Annotated in this window: 16 protein-coding genes; 9 read left to right on the top strand and 7 right to left on the bottom strand. The window is 58.2% G+C overall.

Annotated elements, in window-relative coordinates; genetic code table 11:
- From ABTW55_RS04425 to ltnD, 3 genes are read right to left on the bottom strand one after another with little or no spacing between them, the layout of a single operon-like run.
- On the bottom strand, positions 1 to 633 hold the full coding sequence (locus ABTW55_RS04425) for an aldolase (RefSeq protein WP_033637668.1): 633 nt from the start codon (positions 631 to 633) through the stop codon (positions 1 to 3).
- Complete coding sequence (gene otnK, locus ABTW55_RS04420) at positions 630 to 1,889, bottom strand: 3-oxo-tetronate kinase (RefSeq protein ID WP_080289896.1); 1,260 nt, start codon at positions 1,887 to 1,889, stop codon at positions 630 to 632. The genes ABTW55_RS04425 and otnK overlap by 4 nt, the downstream gene beginning before the upstream one ends.
- Positions 1,889 to 2,803, bottom strand: a complete 915-nt coding sequence (gene ltnD / locus ABTW55_RS04415) for an L-threonate dehydrogenase (RefSeq protein ID WP_033646860.1) — start codon at positions 2,801 to 2,803, stop codon at positions 1,889 to 1,891. The genes otnK and ltnD overlap by 1 nt, the downstream gene beginning before the upstream one ends.
- 282 nt (positions 2,804 to 3,085) lie before the next feature.
- Between ltnD and ygbI the strand changes: the two genes are divergently transcribed.
- Positions 3,086 to 3,856 carry a DNA-binding transcriptional repressor YgbI gene (ygbI, locus tag ABTW55_RS04410; protein WP_033637671.1) on the top strand — a complete coding sequence of 257 codons (771 nt, stop codon included), beginning with the start codon at positions 3,086 to 3,088 and terminating at the stop codon, positions 3,854 to 3,856.
- A 149-nt stretch (positions 3,857 to 4,005) separates the two neighbouring features.
- On the opposite strand, the gene ABTW55_RS04405 is transcribed toward ygbI, so the two are convergent.
- From ABTW55_RS04405 to ABTW55_RS04390, 4 genes are all read right to left on the bottom strand, one after another.
- Positions 4,006 to 4,533 (bottom strand): hypothetical protein, encoded by a 528-nt coding sequence (locus tag ABTW55_RS04405; protein ID WP_060419940.1) that lies wholly within the window; start codon positions 4,531 to 4,533, stop codon positions 4,006 to 4,008.
- 123 nt (positions 4,534 to 4,656) lie between these two features.
- Positions 4,657 to 5,424, bottom strand: coding sequence for a molybdopterin-dependent oxidoreductase (locus ABTW55_RS04400; protein WP_033637672.1), 768 nt, complete (start codon positions 5,422 to 5,424; stop codon positions 4,657 to 4,659).
- Positions 5,417 to 6,022, bottom strand: coding sequence for a cytochrome b/b6 domain-containing protein (locus tag ABTW55_RS04395; protein ID WP_033637673.1), 606 nt, complete (start codon positions 6,020 to 6,022; stop codon positions 5,417 to 5,419). Before ABTW55_RS04395 ends, ABTW55_RS04400 begins: the two co-directional genes overlap by 8 nt.
- A gap of 12 nt (positions 6,023 to 6,034) precedes the next feature.
- Positions 6,035 to 6,661 (bottom strand): hypothetical protein, encoded by a 627-nt coding sequence (locus ABTW55_RS04390; protein WP_033653393.1) that lies wholly within the window; start codon positions 6,659 to 6,661, stop codon positions 6,035 to 6,037.
- A 140-nt stretch (positions 6,662 to 6,801) separates the two neighbouring features.
- Between ABTW55_RS04390 and ABTW55_RS04385 the strand changes: the two genes are divergently transcribed.
- The 8 genes from ABTW55_RS04385 (at position 6,802) to ABTW55_RS04350 (ending at position 16,999) form a co-directional block, all read left to right on the top strand.
- Entirely contained in the window at positions 6,802 to 7,473 is a 672-nt protein-coding gene (locus ABTW55_RS04385) for a heavy metal response regulator transcription factor (RefSeq protein ID WP_033637675.1), read from the top strand.
- Entirely contained in the window at positions 7,470 to 8,891 is a 1,422-nt protein-coding gene (locus ABTW55_RS04380) for a heavy metal sensor histidine kinase (RefSeq protein ID WP_060419937.1), read from the top strand. The genes ABTW55_RS04385 and ABTW55_RS04380 overlap by 4 nt, the downstream gene beginning before the upstream one ends.
- Before the next feature lie 516 nt (positions 8,892 to 9,407).
- Complete coding sequence (locus ABTW55_RS04375) at positions 9,408 to 10,247, top strand: winged helix-turn-helix domain-containing protein (protein WP_033646852.1); 840 nt, start codon at positions 9,408 to 9,410, stop codon at positions 10,245 to 10,247.
- 168 nt (positions 10,248 to 10,415) lie between these two features.
- Positions 10,416 to 11,045, top strand: a complete 630-nt coding sequence (locus ABTW55_RS04370; RefSeq protein WP_060419935.1) for a LuxR C-terminal-related transcriptional regulator — start codon at positions 10,416 to 10,418, stop codon at positions 11,043 to 11,045.
- A 426-nt stretch (positions 11,046 to 11,471) separates the two neighbouring features.
- A complete protein-coding gene (locus ABTW55_RS04365; RefSeq protein ID WP_033646847.1) occupies positions 11,472 to 12,059 on the top strand; it encodes a common pilus major fimbrillin subunit EcpA in 588 nt (195 codons plus the stop codon).
- A gap of 77 nt (positions 12,060 to 12,136) precedes the next feature.
- Positions 12,137 to 12,805: a hypothetical protein gene (locus ABTW55_RS04360; RefSeq protein ID WP_060419932.1), complete on the top strand. Its 669-nt coding sequence runs from the start codon at positions 12,137 to 12,139 to the stop codon at positions 12,803 to 12,805.
- Positions 12,806 to 12,855: 50 nt separating this feature from the next.
- On the top strand, positions 12,856 to 15,375 hold the full coding sequence (locus ABTW55_RS04355) for a fimbrial biogenesis outer membrane usher protein (protein WP_080431144.1): 2,520 nt from the start codon (positions 12,856 to 12,858) through the stop codon (positions 15,373 to 15,375).
- Positions 15,365 to 16,999: a hypothetical protein gene (locus ABTW55_RS04350; RefSeq protein ID WP_060419931.1), complete on the top strand. Its 1,635-nt coding sequence runs from the start codon at positions 15,365 to 15,367 to the stop codon at positions 16,997 to 16,999. Before ABTW55_RS04355 ends, ABTW55_RS04350 begins: the two co-directional genes overlap by 11 nt.
- Positions 17,000 to 17,004: the final 5 nt, after the last annotated feature.

The raw sequence follows: 17,004 nt of genomic DNA, 5'->3' as shown, positions 1-17,004 counted from the left end.
TCAGCTCCGTAATTCGGCAATTTCATCATCGGTCAAATAGCGGATCGGACGATCGCCGAGGGTGAAGATCAGCCGCGCCGCATCTTCCATCTCTTCGGTATTGTCCGCCGCCGCTCGCAGGTCTTTACCCGTCACCACCGGCCCGTGGTTGGCCAGCAAAAAGGCGCGGTGGGTGGGCGCCAGGCGGGCCAGATCCTGCGCCAGCCTTTCGTCGCCGGGGCGATAGTAGGGCACCACCGGTACCTTGCCGACGCGCATCACCACATAGGGGGTGAACGGTTTGATGGCGTTGTCGACGTCCAGCCCCTGCAGGCAAGAGAGCGCCGTGAGGTAGGTGCAATGCAGGTGCACCACCGCTTTGCATTCCGGGTTGTTCAGATACAGCGCGCGGTGAAAGCTGATCTCTTTCGACGGCTTGTCGCCGGACAGCCAGTCGCCGTTCAGGCTCACTTTAGACAGGCGGTCGGCCTGCAGCTCGCCGAGACAGGAGCCGGTCGGCGTCGCCAGCAGCGCGCCGTCCGGCAGCAACAGCGAGAGGTTGCCGGCTGAGCCGGTGGCGTAACCGCGTTGGAAAAACGAGGCACCCAGGCGCACCATCTCTTCTCGTGCCTGCTGTTCGATGGTCGTGGTCATACTGGAAACTCCGTTTGCGCGCGCGCGAAGAAGGCTTCATCGCCAAAATTGCCTGATTTCAATGCCAGGGAAATGGCCCGATCGCTGGCGCGCACCCAGGGAACGCCGGGGGAAATGCTGGGGCCGATATGGAAGCCGCGAATGCCCAGCGCCTGCGTGACCACGCCGGAGGTTTCGCCGCCGGCGACGATAAAGCGGCTGAATCCCAACTGGCGCAGTTGCACTACCAGCTCGGCGAACAACGCCTCCACCGCCTCGCTGGCGGCGCTACCGTACTGCCGTTGCGTTTGCTGCAGCGCTTCCGGCGCTGCGGTGGCGTAGATCAGCGGGGCAAGCGCCTCCCCGGCGTGACGCTGCGCCCAATGCGCCAGCTCGGCGGCGTAGGCGGCGCGCGCCTGCGGATCGAGACAGCGGCCGATATCGATGGCCTGCGCCGCCGCGCGTTCGCGGTAGTGCGCCACCTGCCGGTTAGTCATGACGGAGCAAGAACCGGACAGCACCGCCGCTTTCTCGCCCTGCGGCGCGCCGGCCGCCTCTGCCGAACGCTCGCCGTTCTGCGCCCACTGCCGCGCCAGGCCGATCGCCAGGCCCGAACCGCCGGTCACCAGCTTCATCGTTTTCAACGCTTCGCCCTGGCTGAGCAGATGCCGTTCGTTGAGCGTATCCAGCACCGCGTAGCGCACGCCTTCCTGCGCCAATTGCCGCAGTTTCTCGCTGACCGCCCCGGCGCCGCGATCCATTTCCGCCGCCGTCACCAGCCCGCAGCGCCCGGTGGCCTGGGATTCCATCAGGCGCAGCAGGTTGCTGTCGGTCATCGGCGTGACCGGGTGATGACGCATGCCGGATTCGGACAGCAGCTGTTCCCCGACGAACAGGTGGCCCTGATAGACCGTGCGGCCGTTTATCGGCAACGCCGGAGATACCACAGTGAAACTTTCCCCCAGCGCGGCGAGCAGGGCGTCGGTCACCGGGCCGATATTGCCCTGCGCGGTGCTGTCGAAAGTGGAGCAGTATTTGAAGTAGAACTGGCGGCAGCCCTGTTTTTGCAGCCAGGCCAGCGCCTGCAACGACAGTTCGACCGCCTGCTCTGCCGGGCAGGAGCGCGATTTCAGGCTGATGACCGCCGCCTGCGCGCTGACCGGCGTTTCGTCTTGCGGCACGCCGTTCAACTGCACCGTCGGCAGGCCGTTTTGCACCAGAAAACTGGCGATATCGGTCGCGCCGGTAAAATCATCCGCGATTACGCCGAGCAGCATCAGATTGCCTCCTTTTTCTGCGGCAAATCGATGCCGGCAAAGATTTTGATTACCGCACTGTCGTCTTCTTTACCGTAACCGGCGTTGCTGGCGGCGGTAAACATGGTGAAGGCGGTGGAGGCCAGCGGCAGCGGGAAGTGCAGCGCCTTGGCGGTATCGGCCACCAGCCCCAGATCCTTGACGAAGATATCCACCGCCGATTTGGGCGCATAGTCGCCGTCGACCACGTGGCGCATGCGATTTTCGAACATCCAGGAGTTGCCGGCGGCGTGGGTGACCACGTCGTACATCACGTCCAGCGGGATGCCGGCGCGGGCGGCCAGCGCCATGGCTTCCGCTCCGGCGGCGATGTGCACCCCGGCCAACAGCTGGTGGATGATTTTAACCGTCGCGCCCAGGCCGATCGCCTCGCCGATGCGGTAAACCTTGCCGGCGATGGCGTCCAGCACGGGTTGCAGGCGCTCGAAGGTGGCGTCGGCGCCAGCGGCCATCACCGTCATCTGGCCTTCCTCCGCCTTGGCCGCTCCGCCGGAAACCGGCGCATCCAGCATCGGCAGCCCGTAGTCCAGCAGCCGTTGCTCGATCTGTTTGGCGTCATCGGCGGAAATGGTCGAAGAGACCATCACCGCGGTGCCCGGCTTGAGCTTTGGCGCCAGGCCTTGTTCGCCGAACAGGATCTGCTTCACCTGGGCGGCGTTCACCACCAGCAGCAGCACGGCGTCCAGTTCGGCGGCGAAGTCGCGCGCGCTGGTAGACGCGTGTTTTGCGCCTGCCTGTTGCAGCGCCGCCAGCGCCTGCGGATTCAGGTCCGCCCCGTAGGTGGTCAATCCGGCGCGGAGGCACGAGCGCGCCGCGCCCATGCCCATCGCGCCCAGCCCAATGACGCAGACGGCATAATTCCCTGGGTGTGTCATACTGCACTCCTGTTAATTTTAGTGATAATTTGTTTTGTTGTGTTAAATGTAAGCGCTTGACGGCCGTTTATCCGCGATCGATATCACAATAATTAACAATGTGTGAGACGAATTCTTCGTACGGTTTCTGGCCTGTATCAACATTATTGTTATGTTTTAAATAAGTTTATGTTTTTTTGGCGTCACTGCGCGCGCCGTCACGCCGCGAAAAATTAGGGCTATCGGCGAACGAAAATTGACGTAAAATCACAATTATTATCACCGCAGCAACGAGAGGGAACCGTGATACCTGTAGAACGCCATCAACAAATTCTTGCGCTGGTATCCGAACGCGGCGTCGTCAGCATTGCCGAGCTGACCGAACGGCTGGGGGTGTCGCATATGACGATCCGCCGCGATTTGCAAAAGCTGGAGGAACAGGGCGCGGTGCAGTCGGTCTCGGGCGGCGTGCAGGCGCCCGAGCGGGTGGCGAGCGAACCTTCGCACCAGGCCAAAGAGGGGATGTTCAGCCGGCAGAAAATCGCCATCGGCCGGCTGGCGGCGCGGCAAATTCCCGCCAATAGCTGTATTTATCTGGATGCCGGCACCACCACGCTGGCGCTGGCGAAGCAGATCGGTGAACGTGACGATTTGACGGTGGTGACCAACGACTTTGTCATCGCCGGCTTCCTGATCGAACACAGCCAGTGCAGAATCATCCACACCGGCGGCACCGTGTGCCGGGAAAACCGCTCCTGCGTCGGCGAAGCGGCGGCGCAGGCGCTGCGCGGTCTGTTTATCGATCTGGCGTTTATCTCCGCCTCTTCGTGGAGCATGCGCGGCCTGTCGACGCCGAACGAAGACAAGGTGATGGTAAAGAAGGCCATCGTCGAGGCCAGCCGCCGCTGCATTCTGCTCAGCGACACCTCGAAATACGGCAAGATCGCGACCTACCTGGCGCTGCCGATCGCCGCCTTTGACGCCGTCATTACCGACGAGGGGCTGCCCGCCGCCGCGCGGGAGGCAATCGAGCAAGCGGGGCTTGCGTTGCTGACGGCAGGGGAAGAAGAGTAAGAACGAACCGGAATCAGGATAAAAGTTCGGTATCGATGCCACGTGCGGGCGGTTCACTTGCTTCAACGCCGCCGCGTTCACGCCATTCGCGGCGCCTTTGTTCCCACCACTCTTCGTGGAAGGCTTGCATCTCTTTCAGGCGTTGTTCCTTAACGTGCTGCTGGTAAGTATGGGGTGTTATGGGGGTTATGCGGGATTTCGATGACATAGAGGCCGTCCTTTATAAACTCTATTTTGTATAAATAATGCCCTTTTTCAGCGTGTTTTTTCAACAGGAAATCATAAATTTTAGCTAATGCTGGCCTTAACGGTGCACTGAAGATGATCCTGGCATGATACTGATAAGCAAACTTGAGAAGGGTTTCCCCGATGCCAACGACGAATAAACGTTCGCGTTGGAGAAGGGTGTAATGCATTGCGGTATAGGTATCGAAAGCTGAGCGCTGGTGCCTGCTTGCGTCGCTCAGCGCCTTAACATCATAAAATTCCAGAGAGAAAGCATTATCGAGGAGAGTGGTGTCCACATACACTGGGGCAAACCAATGGTGCATGTTTTGCCCAATTTTCTTGAAATCCAAATGATAGATGGCCGTTTTACCATCACTTTTTCTTACAGTAATCTGATACCTGTATGTGTATGCTATCCCTGTGTGTGACTCCCTCACATCAATCTCCATGATGAAAATCCTTTTTACTATTATTTTTCCTATAGTTATCCCCTTTGTGACGAACCGATTATTAACTGCGGCGGAGAAGATCCTCCAGCCGCCGATGGAGCTTATGCGCAGCGCCGCGCAAAACTAAATGCCGCTGAACCAGTTGTAGCCCTGATCTTCCCAATAGCCGCCCGGATTGACGTCGCTGACGAAGATGGCGGCGATATGTTTGGCGTTTTTGAACCCCAGTTTGGTGGGCACCCGCAGCCGCAGCGGGTAGCCATAGTCCGCCGGCAGCGCCTTGCCGCCGAAATCCAGCGCCAGAATGGTCTGCGGGTGCAGCGCGGTGGCCATGTCGAGGCTGGAGTAGTAGCGATCGGCGCATTTGAAGCCGACGTAACCGGCATTCAGATCCGCCCCGACGTGCTGCAGAAAGGTGCGCAGCGGCACGCCGCCCCATTGGCCGATGGCGCTCCAGCCCTCAATGCAGATCAGACGCGTGATCTGGCTTTGCTGCGGCAGCCGCTGCAGCTGTTCCAGCGTCCAGGGCGCTTTTTTCTCCACTTTCCCCGCGACTTCAAGCCGGTAGCCGGCCAGATCGATCTCGGGGACGTTGTATTCCGGGTAAAACGCGTTGAAGGGGAAAGGCTGGGTAATCTGATCGGGCCGGTAAGTTTGCGCCAGCCGCTGGCCGCTGAACAGCCAGGCCTGCACCCGGTCGTTCCAGCGCGACATGGCCCACAGCACCTTATCCACCCGATCGCCGTCTTGCAGGTTGCAACCGGTGAGCATGGCGATGCCGCCCAGCGTCAGGCCGGAGCGCAGCATCAGGCGGCGCTGCAGATTGACCAGCTGCTTTTTTTGGTCCGGTTCCAGTTTTGGCGCGGTTGCCCGCGGCTTTTTCTCATTCATGTTTGCCACCCGTTATCATCGCCCACAGCGTTTTGGGCACGACGATCACCATAAAGACGTGGATCGCCACGAACAGGCCAATGCCGACCATGGCGAAGAAATGCACGTAGCGCGCGAAATCGAAGCCGCCAAACAGGGCGACCAATCCCTGCAGCTGAACCGGCTTCCAAATCGCCAGGCCGGACAGCACCAGCAATAGGCCCAGCGCCAGCACGCCGAGGTACATCAGCTTTTGAATGGCGTTGTAGTGGCCATGCCGGTGGCGCAGGCGCAGCGTCAACGCCAGCCAGATATCCTGCCGCAGCGCGCCGACGCGAAGCGGCAACAGATCGCGGCGAAAATGGCCGCTGAACAGGCTCCACAGCAGATAGCAGGCGGCGTTGAGCGCCAATAGCCACATCACCGCCAAATGCCAACCAATCGCGCCGCCCAGCCAACCGCCCAGCGTCATCTGCGGCGGAAAGCGGAAATCGAACAGCGGCGAGGCGTTATAGATCTCCCAGCCGCTCATAAACATGCACACCATGGCGAACAGGTTGATCCAATGAGTGATTCGAACCGGCCAGCGATGCACCGGCCGCGACGCGTTGGTTTTCATGGCTTTCTCCGGTTACATCGGCGGTACGGTGCCGTCTTTGCCGGCGGATATGCGGGTGGCGACGCGCTCGCCCTTATCGTTGACGGCGGAGAACAGCACGATGTGCACGCCCGGCTTCAGCAGGCTCAGATCGCCCGGATCCAGCGTCACGATCGGCACGTCTTCCGGCACGACGACGGTTTTCTGCTGGTTGCCGTAGGTGACGGTCAGGGTGCGGCCATTGGATTTCACCAGTTTGCCGACGGTGCCGTTGGTCATGGTGTCCACTTTGCCGTCGGCGGATTCCCAGGCCGAGTGTCCTTCGCCGGTGCCGCGCAGGCTGGCGGCGAACACGTGCACCTCCAGCGCTTTGAGCGTGCCGTCCGGCTGCGGCACGGCGGCGGTGCCGATAAAACTGTCCGGTTTGATGTCGTCCAGCGTGGCCTTGGAAACGCTGAGCACTTTGGTCTGATCGTTCAGCTTGACGCTGAGCGTCTCACCCTTGCGATCGGTCAGCTGCAGATTGCCGTCGGCCACCTGGCTGATGGTGCCGCGCAGCGGCGCGATAACCTTGCCCGGCGTTTGAGCGGCGGCGGCCAGGCCGCTGGACAGCAGCAAGGTGGACAACAGTAAACCGGCTATACGATGACGGGTAATCATAACGTTCTCCTGAAATGAGTTTGCCGGGTAAGCATGGTTGAGCCATTGGGTCAGCGCCATGGCCGTTTGATGACATTAATGTCATCAAGTTTGTCCGCTGAAGCTGCTAGTATTTTTGCAGACGTAACGAGGTGGCGAGCATGCGAATACTGGTAGTTGAAGACGATATCGGCACAGGGGATTACCTGAAGAAAGGGCTGAGCGAGGCGGGGTACGGCGTCGATTTGGCGCGCACCGGCACCGACGGGTTGTTTCGCGCGTTGGAGCAGGATTACGATGCGATCGTGCTCGACGTGATGCTGCCGGGGCTGGACGGTTGGCAGATCATCGAGGTGCTGCGCAAGAAAAGCGACGTGCCGATTCTGTTTCTCACCGCTCGCGACGGCGTGCAGGATCGTATCCACGGTCTGGAGCTGGGCGCGGACGATTATCTGATTAAACCGTTTTCGTTCACCGAACTGGTGCTGCGTTTACGCACCTTGCTGCGCCGTGGGCCGGCGCGCGAAGCCGATCATTACGCCATCGCCGATCTGCAGCTGGACGTGCTGCGCCGCCGGGCGGTGCGTCAGGAACAGGTGATCCCGTTGACCAACAAGGAGTTCATGCTGCTGCACCTGCTGGTGCGGCGCGAGGGAGAAGTGCTGTCGCGCACGCAGATCGCCTCTCAGGTGTGGGACATGAATTTTGACAGCGACACCAATGTGGTTGACGTGGCGATCAAACGCCTGCGCGCCAAAATAGACCGGCCGTTCGACGTCAAGCTGATCCACAGCGTGCGCGGCATCGGCTATGTTTGCGAGCCTCGCTCGTGAACGGGCGCACTTCACGTCGGCCGGTATCGCTGACGCTGCGCACCGCCACGCTGTTCGCGCTGGTGGCCGCTTTGGTGGTGAGCGGGACGGGCGGGTATCTGTATAGCGCCATGCGCCAGGAAATGACGCTGCGCAGCGATCTGCAGGTGACCGGGCGCGTAGAGTATTTCCGCCATTTGCTGGGACAGCGCTTTCCTTTGGCGCGCCTGACCGCCAATAACGGCCTGTTTGAAAACATGCTGGGCAATGAACAGGACGTGCTGATTTTCCAAATTCCGGGGCAAAAACCGCTCATCAACGTGAACCCGGCCGGGGTGGCATTGCCGCCGATCGCGCCGACGCCGGCCAGCCAGGCGCAGACGTTGGCCGCCATGCGCGGCGGGGAAACGGCGCAGGGGGTGCCGCTGCGTGCGGCGTCGGCGATGGTGCGCCTGGAAGACGGCAGCCTGTTGCAGATCTCCGCCGCGCACGTGATGGTCAACGAGCAGAAGATGCTGGCGCGTTACCTGTGGCGCATCGTCGCGGCGGTGGCGGTGGCTTTCCTGCTGATTGCGCTGCTGGGGTATGGGGTCATGCGCCGGGGATTGAAGCCGTTATGGCGCATGGCGGCGCAGGCAGCGCAGATTGCGCCCAATACGCTGTCGACGCGCCTCAGCGAGCAGGGAGCGCCGAAGGAATTGCAGCAGCTGACCCGTTCGTTCAATGCGATGCTCGATCGGTTGAATGAAGGCTATCAGCGCCTGACGCAGTTTTCCGCCGATCTGGCCCATGAGATCCGCACCCCGGTAGGGGCGCTGATGGGCCAGTGCCAGGTGGCGCTTTACCAGCCCCGCAGCGTGGAGGAGTACGAAACCCTGCTGTCGAACAATATGGATGAGCTGGAGCGCATTTCCCGCATGGTGGAAAACATCCTGTTCCTGGCGCGCGCCGGGGAGGCGCAGTCTGCGCTGAACTACGGCCGTCTGGATGTGGCGCTGGAACTGCGGCGGGTGGCGGATTACTTCGAAGGGCTGGCGGAAGAACGCGGCATCGCGCTGAGCTGCGAAGGGGAAGGCGAGCTGAAGGCGGACGCGATGTTGTTCCAGCGGGCGCTGAGCAACCTGGTGGCCAACGCGGTGCGCTATGCCGATGAAAACAGCCTGATCGCGTTGCGGGCTGAACGGCGCGCCGATGCCTGGTGGGTGCAGGTTATCAATCAGGGGCCGCCGATCGCGCCGGCACAGCTGGAAAAGCTGTTCGATCGTTTCTACCGCGCCGATCCCGCGCGCAGCGCCGGCAATAATGCCAGTGGGCTGGGGCTTTCTATCGTGCGCGCCATCATGACACTGCACGGCGGTGAGGTGCGCGCGCAGTGTTCCGCTGGCCAGGATGCTGCTTGCTTGACCTTTAGCCTGATATTCCCTTCATCAGTTCAATGAACTGCGCGAATGTTTTCGCCTGTTGCGAATAATGCGACAGGCGTCATTCGTAAGCTTTTCCTTTCATTATTATTTCCCCAGCGCCTTGGCTGAACCTAAACTTTAACATTTGCGTCGCGGCAAGCGCGTTAATTCATCAGGCTAATGCGTATGCCGGCTATATGTGATTGCGCTCAACATTCACGTGTTATTATTTTTTTATTAAAATTTAGTTCTTCGGCCATTTTTTGAGATGATTTTCCTTAGAGTTTGTAATTTGCGATATAAAAAACTAACTTTGTGGTTTTTATCACGTCAATATATCAATGGGCGTGGTGATTGGTTAACCTTTGGTTATGGTTTGCAAGAAAAATCCTATATAACGGTGGTGAGGTGAAAAAGCGTATTTCGTGGCGTTGATTGCGTGGTTTTTCTTGCCTGCATTTGGGTGTTTTTGCGAATTAACCCGATTTAATATTTCATTAACATTTGACGCCAAACTATAAATTATCGCTATAGTGAAAACATGTGAATAAAATGAAATATAGATTTAATGACCATATTCTCTTTGACGCAGACACCAGAACCCTTAGCCCAACTGATTTTTCTGACGATCCCATATCCATATCCAGTCCTTCCAAGCGGTTGTTGCTGCTGCTGATTGCCCACCATGGCGAGGCCGTGGGGCGTGAATTGATATTCAAGAAGGTCTGGGACGATTACGGCATGGTTTCCAGCAATAATAATCTTAATCAGTGCGTCAGCAAATTACGCCGGGTGATTAAAAATCTGGGCGTCGAAGAAGAGGTTATTGTCACTGTCCCTAAAGTGGGTTTTATGCTGCGTGATGAGATTACCATCGAGTCTTATGAGGAAGCGGAAGATAGACACGATGCAGAACCCGCCGCCTCTTTGCCGGAGCCTGCGCCCGAAGCGGCGATAAACCCGCCATCCGCAACTGTCATCAACCGGGCCACCTCTTTTTTCGGTGATTCCCGCCGCGGCTGGCTGATGATCTGTGCATTGGTCCTGGGGGGCATCCTCATGGCCATTGCTGTCACCGCCTATTTCAGCGGCTCGGAGGCCCGGCAGGAGAGCTACCTGGGAAAGTCCGGCAATTGTAAGGTTTTCATGTCCTTGCCTGCCGCCTCGGCGTCGGTCAACGCCAGCCTGAATCGGGACATTCTGGCTTACGCCGCTCACCAAACGGGGGAATGCAGCGGCGATGAGTTTTTGCTGGTGGTGCGCAGCAATCAGGTCAGGGCTTACATTTCCGGCATTTCCCGCTTATTCCTGCTGCGCTGCAAGATTTTGCGTGAACATAAAATGGAGATCTGTTCCGGTTTGGAAAGCGACAATGCCGAGTTTATTAATTGACCATCGATAGCCGTCGGCCCAACGTGATTGAAAGGACGGTGGATATGACAAAAATATTACAGCATTGAAATTGAACGTTCGATTTTCATTTGGCGGGGTGCCGTGTGGCGTTTATCGAGAGGTATTTCCCTTTCTCTACCGCTTTCTACCTCATTATGGTGATTATGTATGGTTAAAGCCGATTTCGGTGATGCGCTGCTATTTTTTGAACCCAGCTATTTAGTGAGAACAGGAATGGAAGCATTTCTCGTTACCCGATCAAGTGACAGGTATTTTATCGATACCTTGAGCGAGCTGGAGGGAGCATTGAAAGGGGGGAAGCCGCGCGCGCTTATTATGGAGTTATATCATCAGAACGAATATTTGTATGATGTATTGCGGTTCGTTCTGACGGCAAAAAATGTCTGGCCGGAACTTCCCTTGGTGATTTTCACCGCGGTAGAACACCCCGGTATATTAGCGCTGTTAGCGACGGATGCGCGCATAGCTATAGTGGCAAAGGAGGAACCTTTGCATTGCCTGCGTGATGCCATTGCGGCTGCGGGTGAGTTCTCCGGCTATCGTTCCCCGCATATTCGCGCCCGGTTGGCCCATTCGCCTGTCGCATTATCTGACGGTGAATGGCGAGTTTTGGCCATGATGGCTGCCGGCGCATCTCCACGAAGCATTGCCAACCTGACCCGGCGAAGTTACAAAACCATCAGCTCCCATAAACTGAATATTATGCGAAAACTGGGCCTTAATCAGGCCGGTTTTATGCGGCTTATTCTTACCCTGAGAACCCGCTATCCTTCCTGAAATGTGGCAAGAGTCACCTCTTCTCTGCAGCAGTCGATCTTCATTGGCTGCTGCTCTCCTGAGTTAATCCAATCAATCTTCTCTCCTCAACGAATGATGCGGCGCTGAAATTCTGTACGGACATGGCAAGGATAAACAGGGCTGCTTTGTGGTTAAATAACAACCGCTTTGATGGGGTTAAACCACAATATGATTGTGCTTTCATCAAAGGCTTAATCCGTGTTTTAACGTGACTGGAGGTGGTTAAAACCTTAATTGCGGTATTTAAATCTAAATATTTAAACTTTAATAGTTAATGATTCTTTTTTGATCGGCTGGGGATATTCTTGTGGCGTCAAGCAGACTGGCTAAACGCAGTGATGCAAACGGCTGGCTGAGAATGGACGAAAGAAAGAAAACATATTCAACATTGAAGGGAGTTATACCATGAAGAAAATGACACTGGCTCTGGCGATCGTTTCCGCCTTTGCAGCGGTCAGCACTGCTCAAGCCGCCGACGTTACCGCTCAGGCGTTGGCAACCTGGTCTGCGACCGCCAAGAAAGACACCACCAGCAAACTGGTTGTGACGCCGATTGGCAGCCTGACCTTCAACTATGCAGAAGGCATTAAGGGTTTCAACAGTCAGAAAGGCCTGTTTGACGTCACCGTGGAAGGCGATACCACGGCCACCGCTTTCAAACTGACCTCAAAACTGGTCTCCAATACGCTGACTCAGCTGGATACTTCCGGTTCTACGCTGGAAGTCGGGGTGAACTACAACGGTGCTGCGGTAGAGAAAACGGCTGAAACCACCATGATCGACACCACCGCCGGCATTTTGGGCGGCAATCTGAGCGCCCTGTCCAACGCCTATAACCAGGCCGGCCGCACCAGCGCGCAGGATCAATTCACCTTCAGCATCATCGGCGCGACGTCAAACGGCACCACCGCCGTCACGGATTTCAGCACGTTGCCGGAAGGTATCTGGAGCGGCGACGTCAGCGTCGAGTTCAACGCGACCTGGACTTCTTAATCCCCCGAACGATCTGCACCTGGCAGGGGGGAGACCTCCTGCTATTTATCGCTCATCAACGCCAGTGGAATACCGCAATGACACGCTTTTCTCTCGCCGTCACCCTGATGTTAATGCTGCTGCGGCCGGCTTTGGCTCTCGATGTGGGTGAGATCAGCTCCTTCATGCCTGGCGACAGCGTGCGCCTGAGCAAGGAAATCAAAAACACCACCGACAGCGGCCGGCTGGTGAACATCAAGATCGAACGCATTTCCAGCCCCCTGGCCTCCGGTACGGCGATCCCGATGAGCAGCCGGGATGAAATGCTGCTGTCGCCCGCCAGCCTGATCTTGCCGGCCAACGCCAGCGACGTGATCCGCTTTTACTACAAGGGGCCGAACGATGCTCAGGAGCGCTACTACCGCATCGTTTGGTTCGATCAGGCGCTGAGCGAGGCGGGGCAAAACTCGGATCGGCGTAATGCCGTGGCCACCACGTCGGCGCGCATCGGCACCATTTTGGTGGTGGCGCCTCGGCAGGATCGCTTCGCCTATCAGTTCGCCAACGGACGGATCAAAAACATCGGCAACGCCACGTTCAAAGTGGTGGCCTACGGCAATTGCAGGAACAAGCAAGACGGCAGCGACTGCAAGGAGAACTATTTCGTGATGCCGGGCAAGGATCGCGCCTTCAGCAAGGTTGACGTCAACGATAAAAAAGGGCGCGTCGCGCTGTGGCACGGCGAACAGTTTATCCCGGTGAAGTAATGCGCGCGTTATCCACGATGGATGCAAAACAATCACGCAAGGAGTGGCATGTGAACGCTGTGCTGTTGAAAACGCTTCTGGCTGCCGGTGCGCTGGCACTGCCGACGCTGTTGCCTGGCCGTATGGCGATGGCGGCCGGTTTGACGCAGATTAACGGCGTGCTGATCCCGCAAACCTTCAGCCTGGCGTTGCGCGAGGGGATGAGTATTCCGCTGTTGTTGCATTATGAAAAGAGCGATGGCGTCAAAGACGACAGCCGCATCGGCCATGCCTTTCTCTACCTGGATCAGGACAGGCTAACGATTCGTCGGGTGACGCTGGAGGATAACGACGACGGCGCCCGGCTGACGGCGGCGATAGCCGGCCAGCTGCAGGCTTTGCAGGATGCGCCATTCGATCGGCAGCAGCATATCCGGGTCGCGGACGACGCCTGGCTGGCGCTGGATTTCCGGCAGCTCAACCTGCAGTTGGTGGTGAAAGAATCCGCGCTCGGAACGGTGCTGCGCGCCCGCTCCAGCGACATCGGCGCGTCCAGCGTGGATGCCGTAAGCAGCACGCTGGATTATAACCTCGGGGTCTACGATAACCGGGCCCGCGCCAGCGAAGGCAACACCTCCAGTTATTTATCGCTCAACAGCGTCACGGCGTTGCGTGAGCACCACGTGGAGTTGAACGGTTCCATCTACGGTATCGGCAGCGGCGATGAAAACGCCACGCTGTACAAAGCAATGTACGAGCGTGATTTCGCCGGCCGCCGTTTCGCCGCCGGCATGCTGGACAGCTGGAATCTGCAGTCGCTGGGGCCGGTTACCACCATCAACTCGAGCAAGATTTATGGTCTGTCCTACGGTAACCGCGCCAACTCGACGGTATTCGATAATTCCCAATCGCTGACGCCGATCGTGGTTTTTTTCCCCTCGGCCGGCGAGGTGCATTTGTCGCGCGATGGGCGGCTGCTCAGCGTGCAAAACTTCACGATGGGCAACCATGAAGTGGACACCGGCAGCCTGCCTTACGGCATTTATGACGTCGAGGTTGAGATCGTGGTCAACGGCAAAGTGGTGGATAAACGCATGCAGCGAGTGAATAAACTGTTCAGCCCCAATCGCGGCGCCAATGCGCCGCTGGCCTGGCAATTCTGGGGCGGGATGCTGCGCATGGACGACTGGCGCGGCGAACGGGAACGCCACCGCCCGGCAAAGGACTCTTATTTGCTTGGCGCTTCGGCTACCGGCAATCTGCAAACGCTTAATTGGGCGCTGTCGGGGTATTCGTTTGACGGCAACGCCGTCGGCGAGAGCCGCGTCAGCCTGCCGGTGACCGAGTCGATTCAGATCAACCTGCAAAATATGGCGGCCTCCGATCGCTCCTGGAGCCTGGTCAATAGCGTCAGCGCCGCGTTGCCCGGCGGCTTCAGCAGCGTATGGATCAATCAGGAGAAAACGCAGATTGGCGATCGTCTGTTGCAAAATGACGCCTATAACCGCGCCGTTGGCGGCAGCCTTAATCTGGGGGCGCTGTGGTCCCCGCTGGGCACCCTGAGCGCCAGCTACAACGACGATAAGAAGAACGACAGCCACTATTACAACGCCGACTATTACCAGAACATCTTTACCGGCCGCTTCGGCACGCTGGGCGTGCGTGCGGGCGTGCAACGCTACAACAACGGCAGCAGCAACGCCAATACCGGCAAGTACATCGCGCTCGATTTTTCGCTGCCGATGGGCAACTGGCTCAGCGCCGGCGTTTCCAACCAGAACGGCTACACCACCGCCAACCTGGCGGCGCGCAAGGACATCAAGGACGGGCCGATCCGCACCCTGGGCGCCAACCTGTCGCGGGCGATTTCCGGTGATACCCGCGGCGACAACCGCTTCAACGGTGGTGGCTATGCGCGCTTCGACACCAAGTATTCTGCCGGCACGCTCAACGTCAGCAGCTCCGCCGACGGCTATGTTAACAGCAGCCTGACCGCGAGCGGCAGCATGGGCTGGCAAGGGCGTGATATTGCCATCAGCGGCCGCAACGAAGGCAACGCCGGGATTATCTTCAATACCGGCATTGAAAACGACGGCCTGCTGACCGCACGGGTTGACGGCCGGATGGTGAAGCTGAGCGGCAATAAGAATTACCTGCCTTTGTCGCCTTACGGTCAGTACGACGTTGAGCTGATGAACAACAAAAACTCGGCGGAGAGCTTCGACATCGTCACCAAGCGCAAGAGCAAGCTCACCCTGTATCCGGGCAACGTGGCGGTGATCTCGCCGGAGATAAAACAGATGGTGACGGTGTTCGGCCGCATCAAGGCGGAGGACGGCACGCTGCTGGCCAACGCCTATATCAAGAACCATATCGGCCGCACCCGCACCGATGAGAAAGGCGAATTTATCATGGACGTCGACAAAAAATTCCCGGTTATCGATTTTACCCACAGCGGCAATCAGACGTGCGAAGTGGATTTGGATCTCAGCAAGGCGCAAGGCGCGGTGTGGGTCGGCGACGTGATCTGCACCGGGCTGAAAACCTATGCGGGCAATCTGTCATCCGGGGAGTCTGACCATGAGAGCTAACGTTGCGCTGTTGTTGTTGGCGCTGGTCGCCCCCGCGCTGCAGGCGGCGGTCAGCCAGACCAACTGGCCGGATGCGGCGGTCATGAAATTTGTCTTCGTGGAGAACAACGCCGACGACAATTTTTTCGTTACGCCGGCCGGCGGGCTGGATCCGCGCATGACCGGCGCCAACAAGTGGACCGGGCTGAAATACGGCGGTTCCGGCACTATTTATCAGCAAAGCCTGGGGTACGTGGATAATGGCTACAACACGGTGCTGAATGCCAACTGGCGCTATGACATGTGGCTGGAAAATGCGCCGATAAAGAATCCGTTCCTCGGCTTGCGTTGCATCAACTGGTATGCCGGTTGCAATATGGATACCAGCTTGATTCTGCCGCAGACCACCGACGAAAAGGGATTTTACGGCGCCGTGGTCACGTCCGGCGGCGCAAAATGGATGCACGGCATGATGTCGCCGAGCTTCTATCAGTATCTGAAGCAGATGGCGGCGGGTGACGCTTTCAGCATGCAGATCAATGGTTGCCAAACGTCGGTGGCTTACGACGCCGCGGCCGGCGGCCGCTGCCAGGATCAGGCCAGCGGCAGCTGGTACAAGCGCACCGTCACGCACAGCAAGGCCGCCCACCTGCGCTTTATCAATACCAACGCCGTATCGGAGGTGTTCGTCAACAGCGATGGGGTGCCGATCATCGGCGAGGGCAATGCCGATTGCAAGAACCAGACTATCGGCGCCCGCTCGGGCATCATGTGCAAGATGGTCAGCTATGATTTGCAGACCGACGGCAGCGTCAGCAATACCTCGATTCATGTTTTCCCGGCGATTAACCATGCGGCGCTGTCATCCGCGGTGAACGCCGCCGATCTGCAGTTCAGTCTGAACGGCAACACCTGGAAAAATACGTCGGGCACCGGCAGCTACTATACCTTTAACGAACTGAAGAGCAGTAATGCCGTCTATGTGTTCTTCTCCAGTAACTTCTTCAAACAGATGGTTGCGCTGGGGATTTCCGACAGCGGCACCCGCGATCTGATCAATTTCCGTTTTCAGAACACCACCTCGCCGGAGTCGGGATGGTATGAGTTTTCCACCTCAAACCAGCTGATTATCAAGCCGCGTGATTTCAGCATCAGCATTATTTCCGATGATTACGACAACAGCCCACATCGTGAAGGTTATGTCGGCCCGGCGGAGCCGGCGCTGGAGTTCGGCTACCTGGTGACTACCAGCGGCAAAACCGCCGCCGATCAGGTGAGGGTGATGGCGACCGGGCCGACTCAGGCGATCAACGGGGTGAACTATTGCCTCTTTTCTTCCGCGGATAACAGTACCCAGGTGCCGTTTCCCGCCACCCTCGGCATCACCACCAGCACCAACGGCCAGCAGAGCTTCGCCGCCGGCTGCGATGGCCAGTGGCACGACATGACCAATGCGCTCTGGAGCAGCACCCCGTGGAATGATATTTCCGGTGAAGTGGGGGTGCTGAACAAGACCCGTGTGACCTTTAGCATTCCGATGAATAATCCGATCTCGCTGAGAACCGTCGACGGCAACGGTTGGTACGGCGACGTCAGCGCCGCCGGTGAAATTCATGTCGAAGCCACCTGGCGCAACATCAATTGAGGGCA

Origin of the sequence: Serratia sp. SM04, assembly GCF_040280225.1 — a bacterium.
GTDB lineage: Bacteria > Pseudomonadota > Gammaproteobacteria > Enterobacterales > Enterobacteriaceae > Serratia > Serratia sarumanii.
The sequence above is the reverse complement of the archived record's forward strand: the minus strand, read 5'-3'. Positions and strand labels throughout refer to the sequence as shown.

Bases quoted from the DNA above. Each gene is read 5' to 3' on its own strand.
- ABTW55_RS04405 (WP_060419940.1), bottom strand. From the start codon at position 4,533: ATGGAGATTGATGTGAGGGAGTCACACACAGGGATAGCATACACATAC.
- ABTW55_RS04365 (WP_033646847.1), top strand. From the start codon at position 11,472: ATGAAGAAAATGACACTGGCTCTGGCGATCGTTTCCGCCTTTGCAGCG.
- ABTW55_RS04375 (WP_033646852.1), top strand. From the start codon at position 9,408: ATGAAATATAGATTTAATGACCATATTCTCTTTGACGCAGACACCAGA.
- ABTW55_RS04350 (WP_060419931.1), top strand. From the start codon at position 15,365: ATGAGAGCTAACGTTGCGCTGTTGTTGTTGGCGCTGGTCGCCCCCGCG.
- ABTW55_RS04395 (WP_033637673.1), bottom strand. From the start codon at position 6,022: ATGAAAACCAACGCGTCGCGGCCGGTGCATCGCTGGCCGGTTCGAATC.
- ABTW55_RS04370 (WP_060419935.1), top strand. From the start codon at position 10,416: ATGGTTAAAGCCGATTTCGGTGATGCGCTGCTATTTTTTGAACCCAGC.
- ABTW55_RS04390 (WP_033653393.1), bottom strand. From the start codon at position 6,661: ATGATTACCCGTCATCGTATAGCCGGTTTACTGTTGTCCACCTTGCTG.
- ABTW55_RS04360 (WP_060419932.1), top strand. From the start codon at position 12,137: ATGACACGCTTTTCTCTCGCCGTCACCCTGATGTTAATGCTGCTGCGG.
- ABTW55_RS04385 (WP_033637675.1), top strand. From the start codon at position 6,802: ATGCGAATACTGGTAGTTGAAGACGATATCGGCACAGGGGATTACCTG.
- ABTW55_RS04425 (WP_033637668.1), bottom strand. From the start codon at position 633: ATGACCACGACCATCGAACAGCAGGCACGAGAAGAGATGGTGCGCCTG.
- ABTW55_RS04400 (WP_033637672.1), bottom strand. From the start codon at position 5,424: ATGAATGAGAAAAAGCCGCGGGCAACCGCGCCAAAACTGGAACCGGAC.
- otnK (WP_080289896.1), bottom strand. From the start codon at position 1,889: ATGCTGCTCGGCGTAATCGCGGATGATTTTACCGGCGCGACCGATATC.
- ltnD (WP_033646860.1), bottom strand. From the start codon at position 2,803: ATGACACACCCAGGGAATTATGCCGTCTGCGTCATTGGGCTGGGCGCG.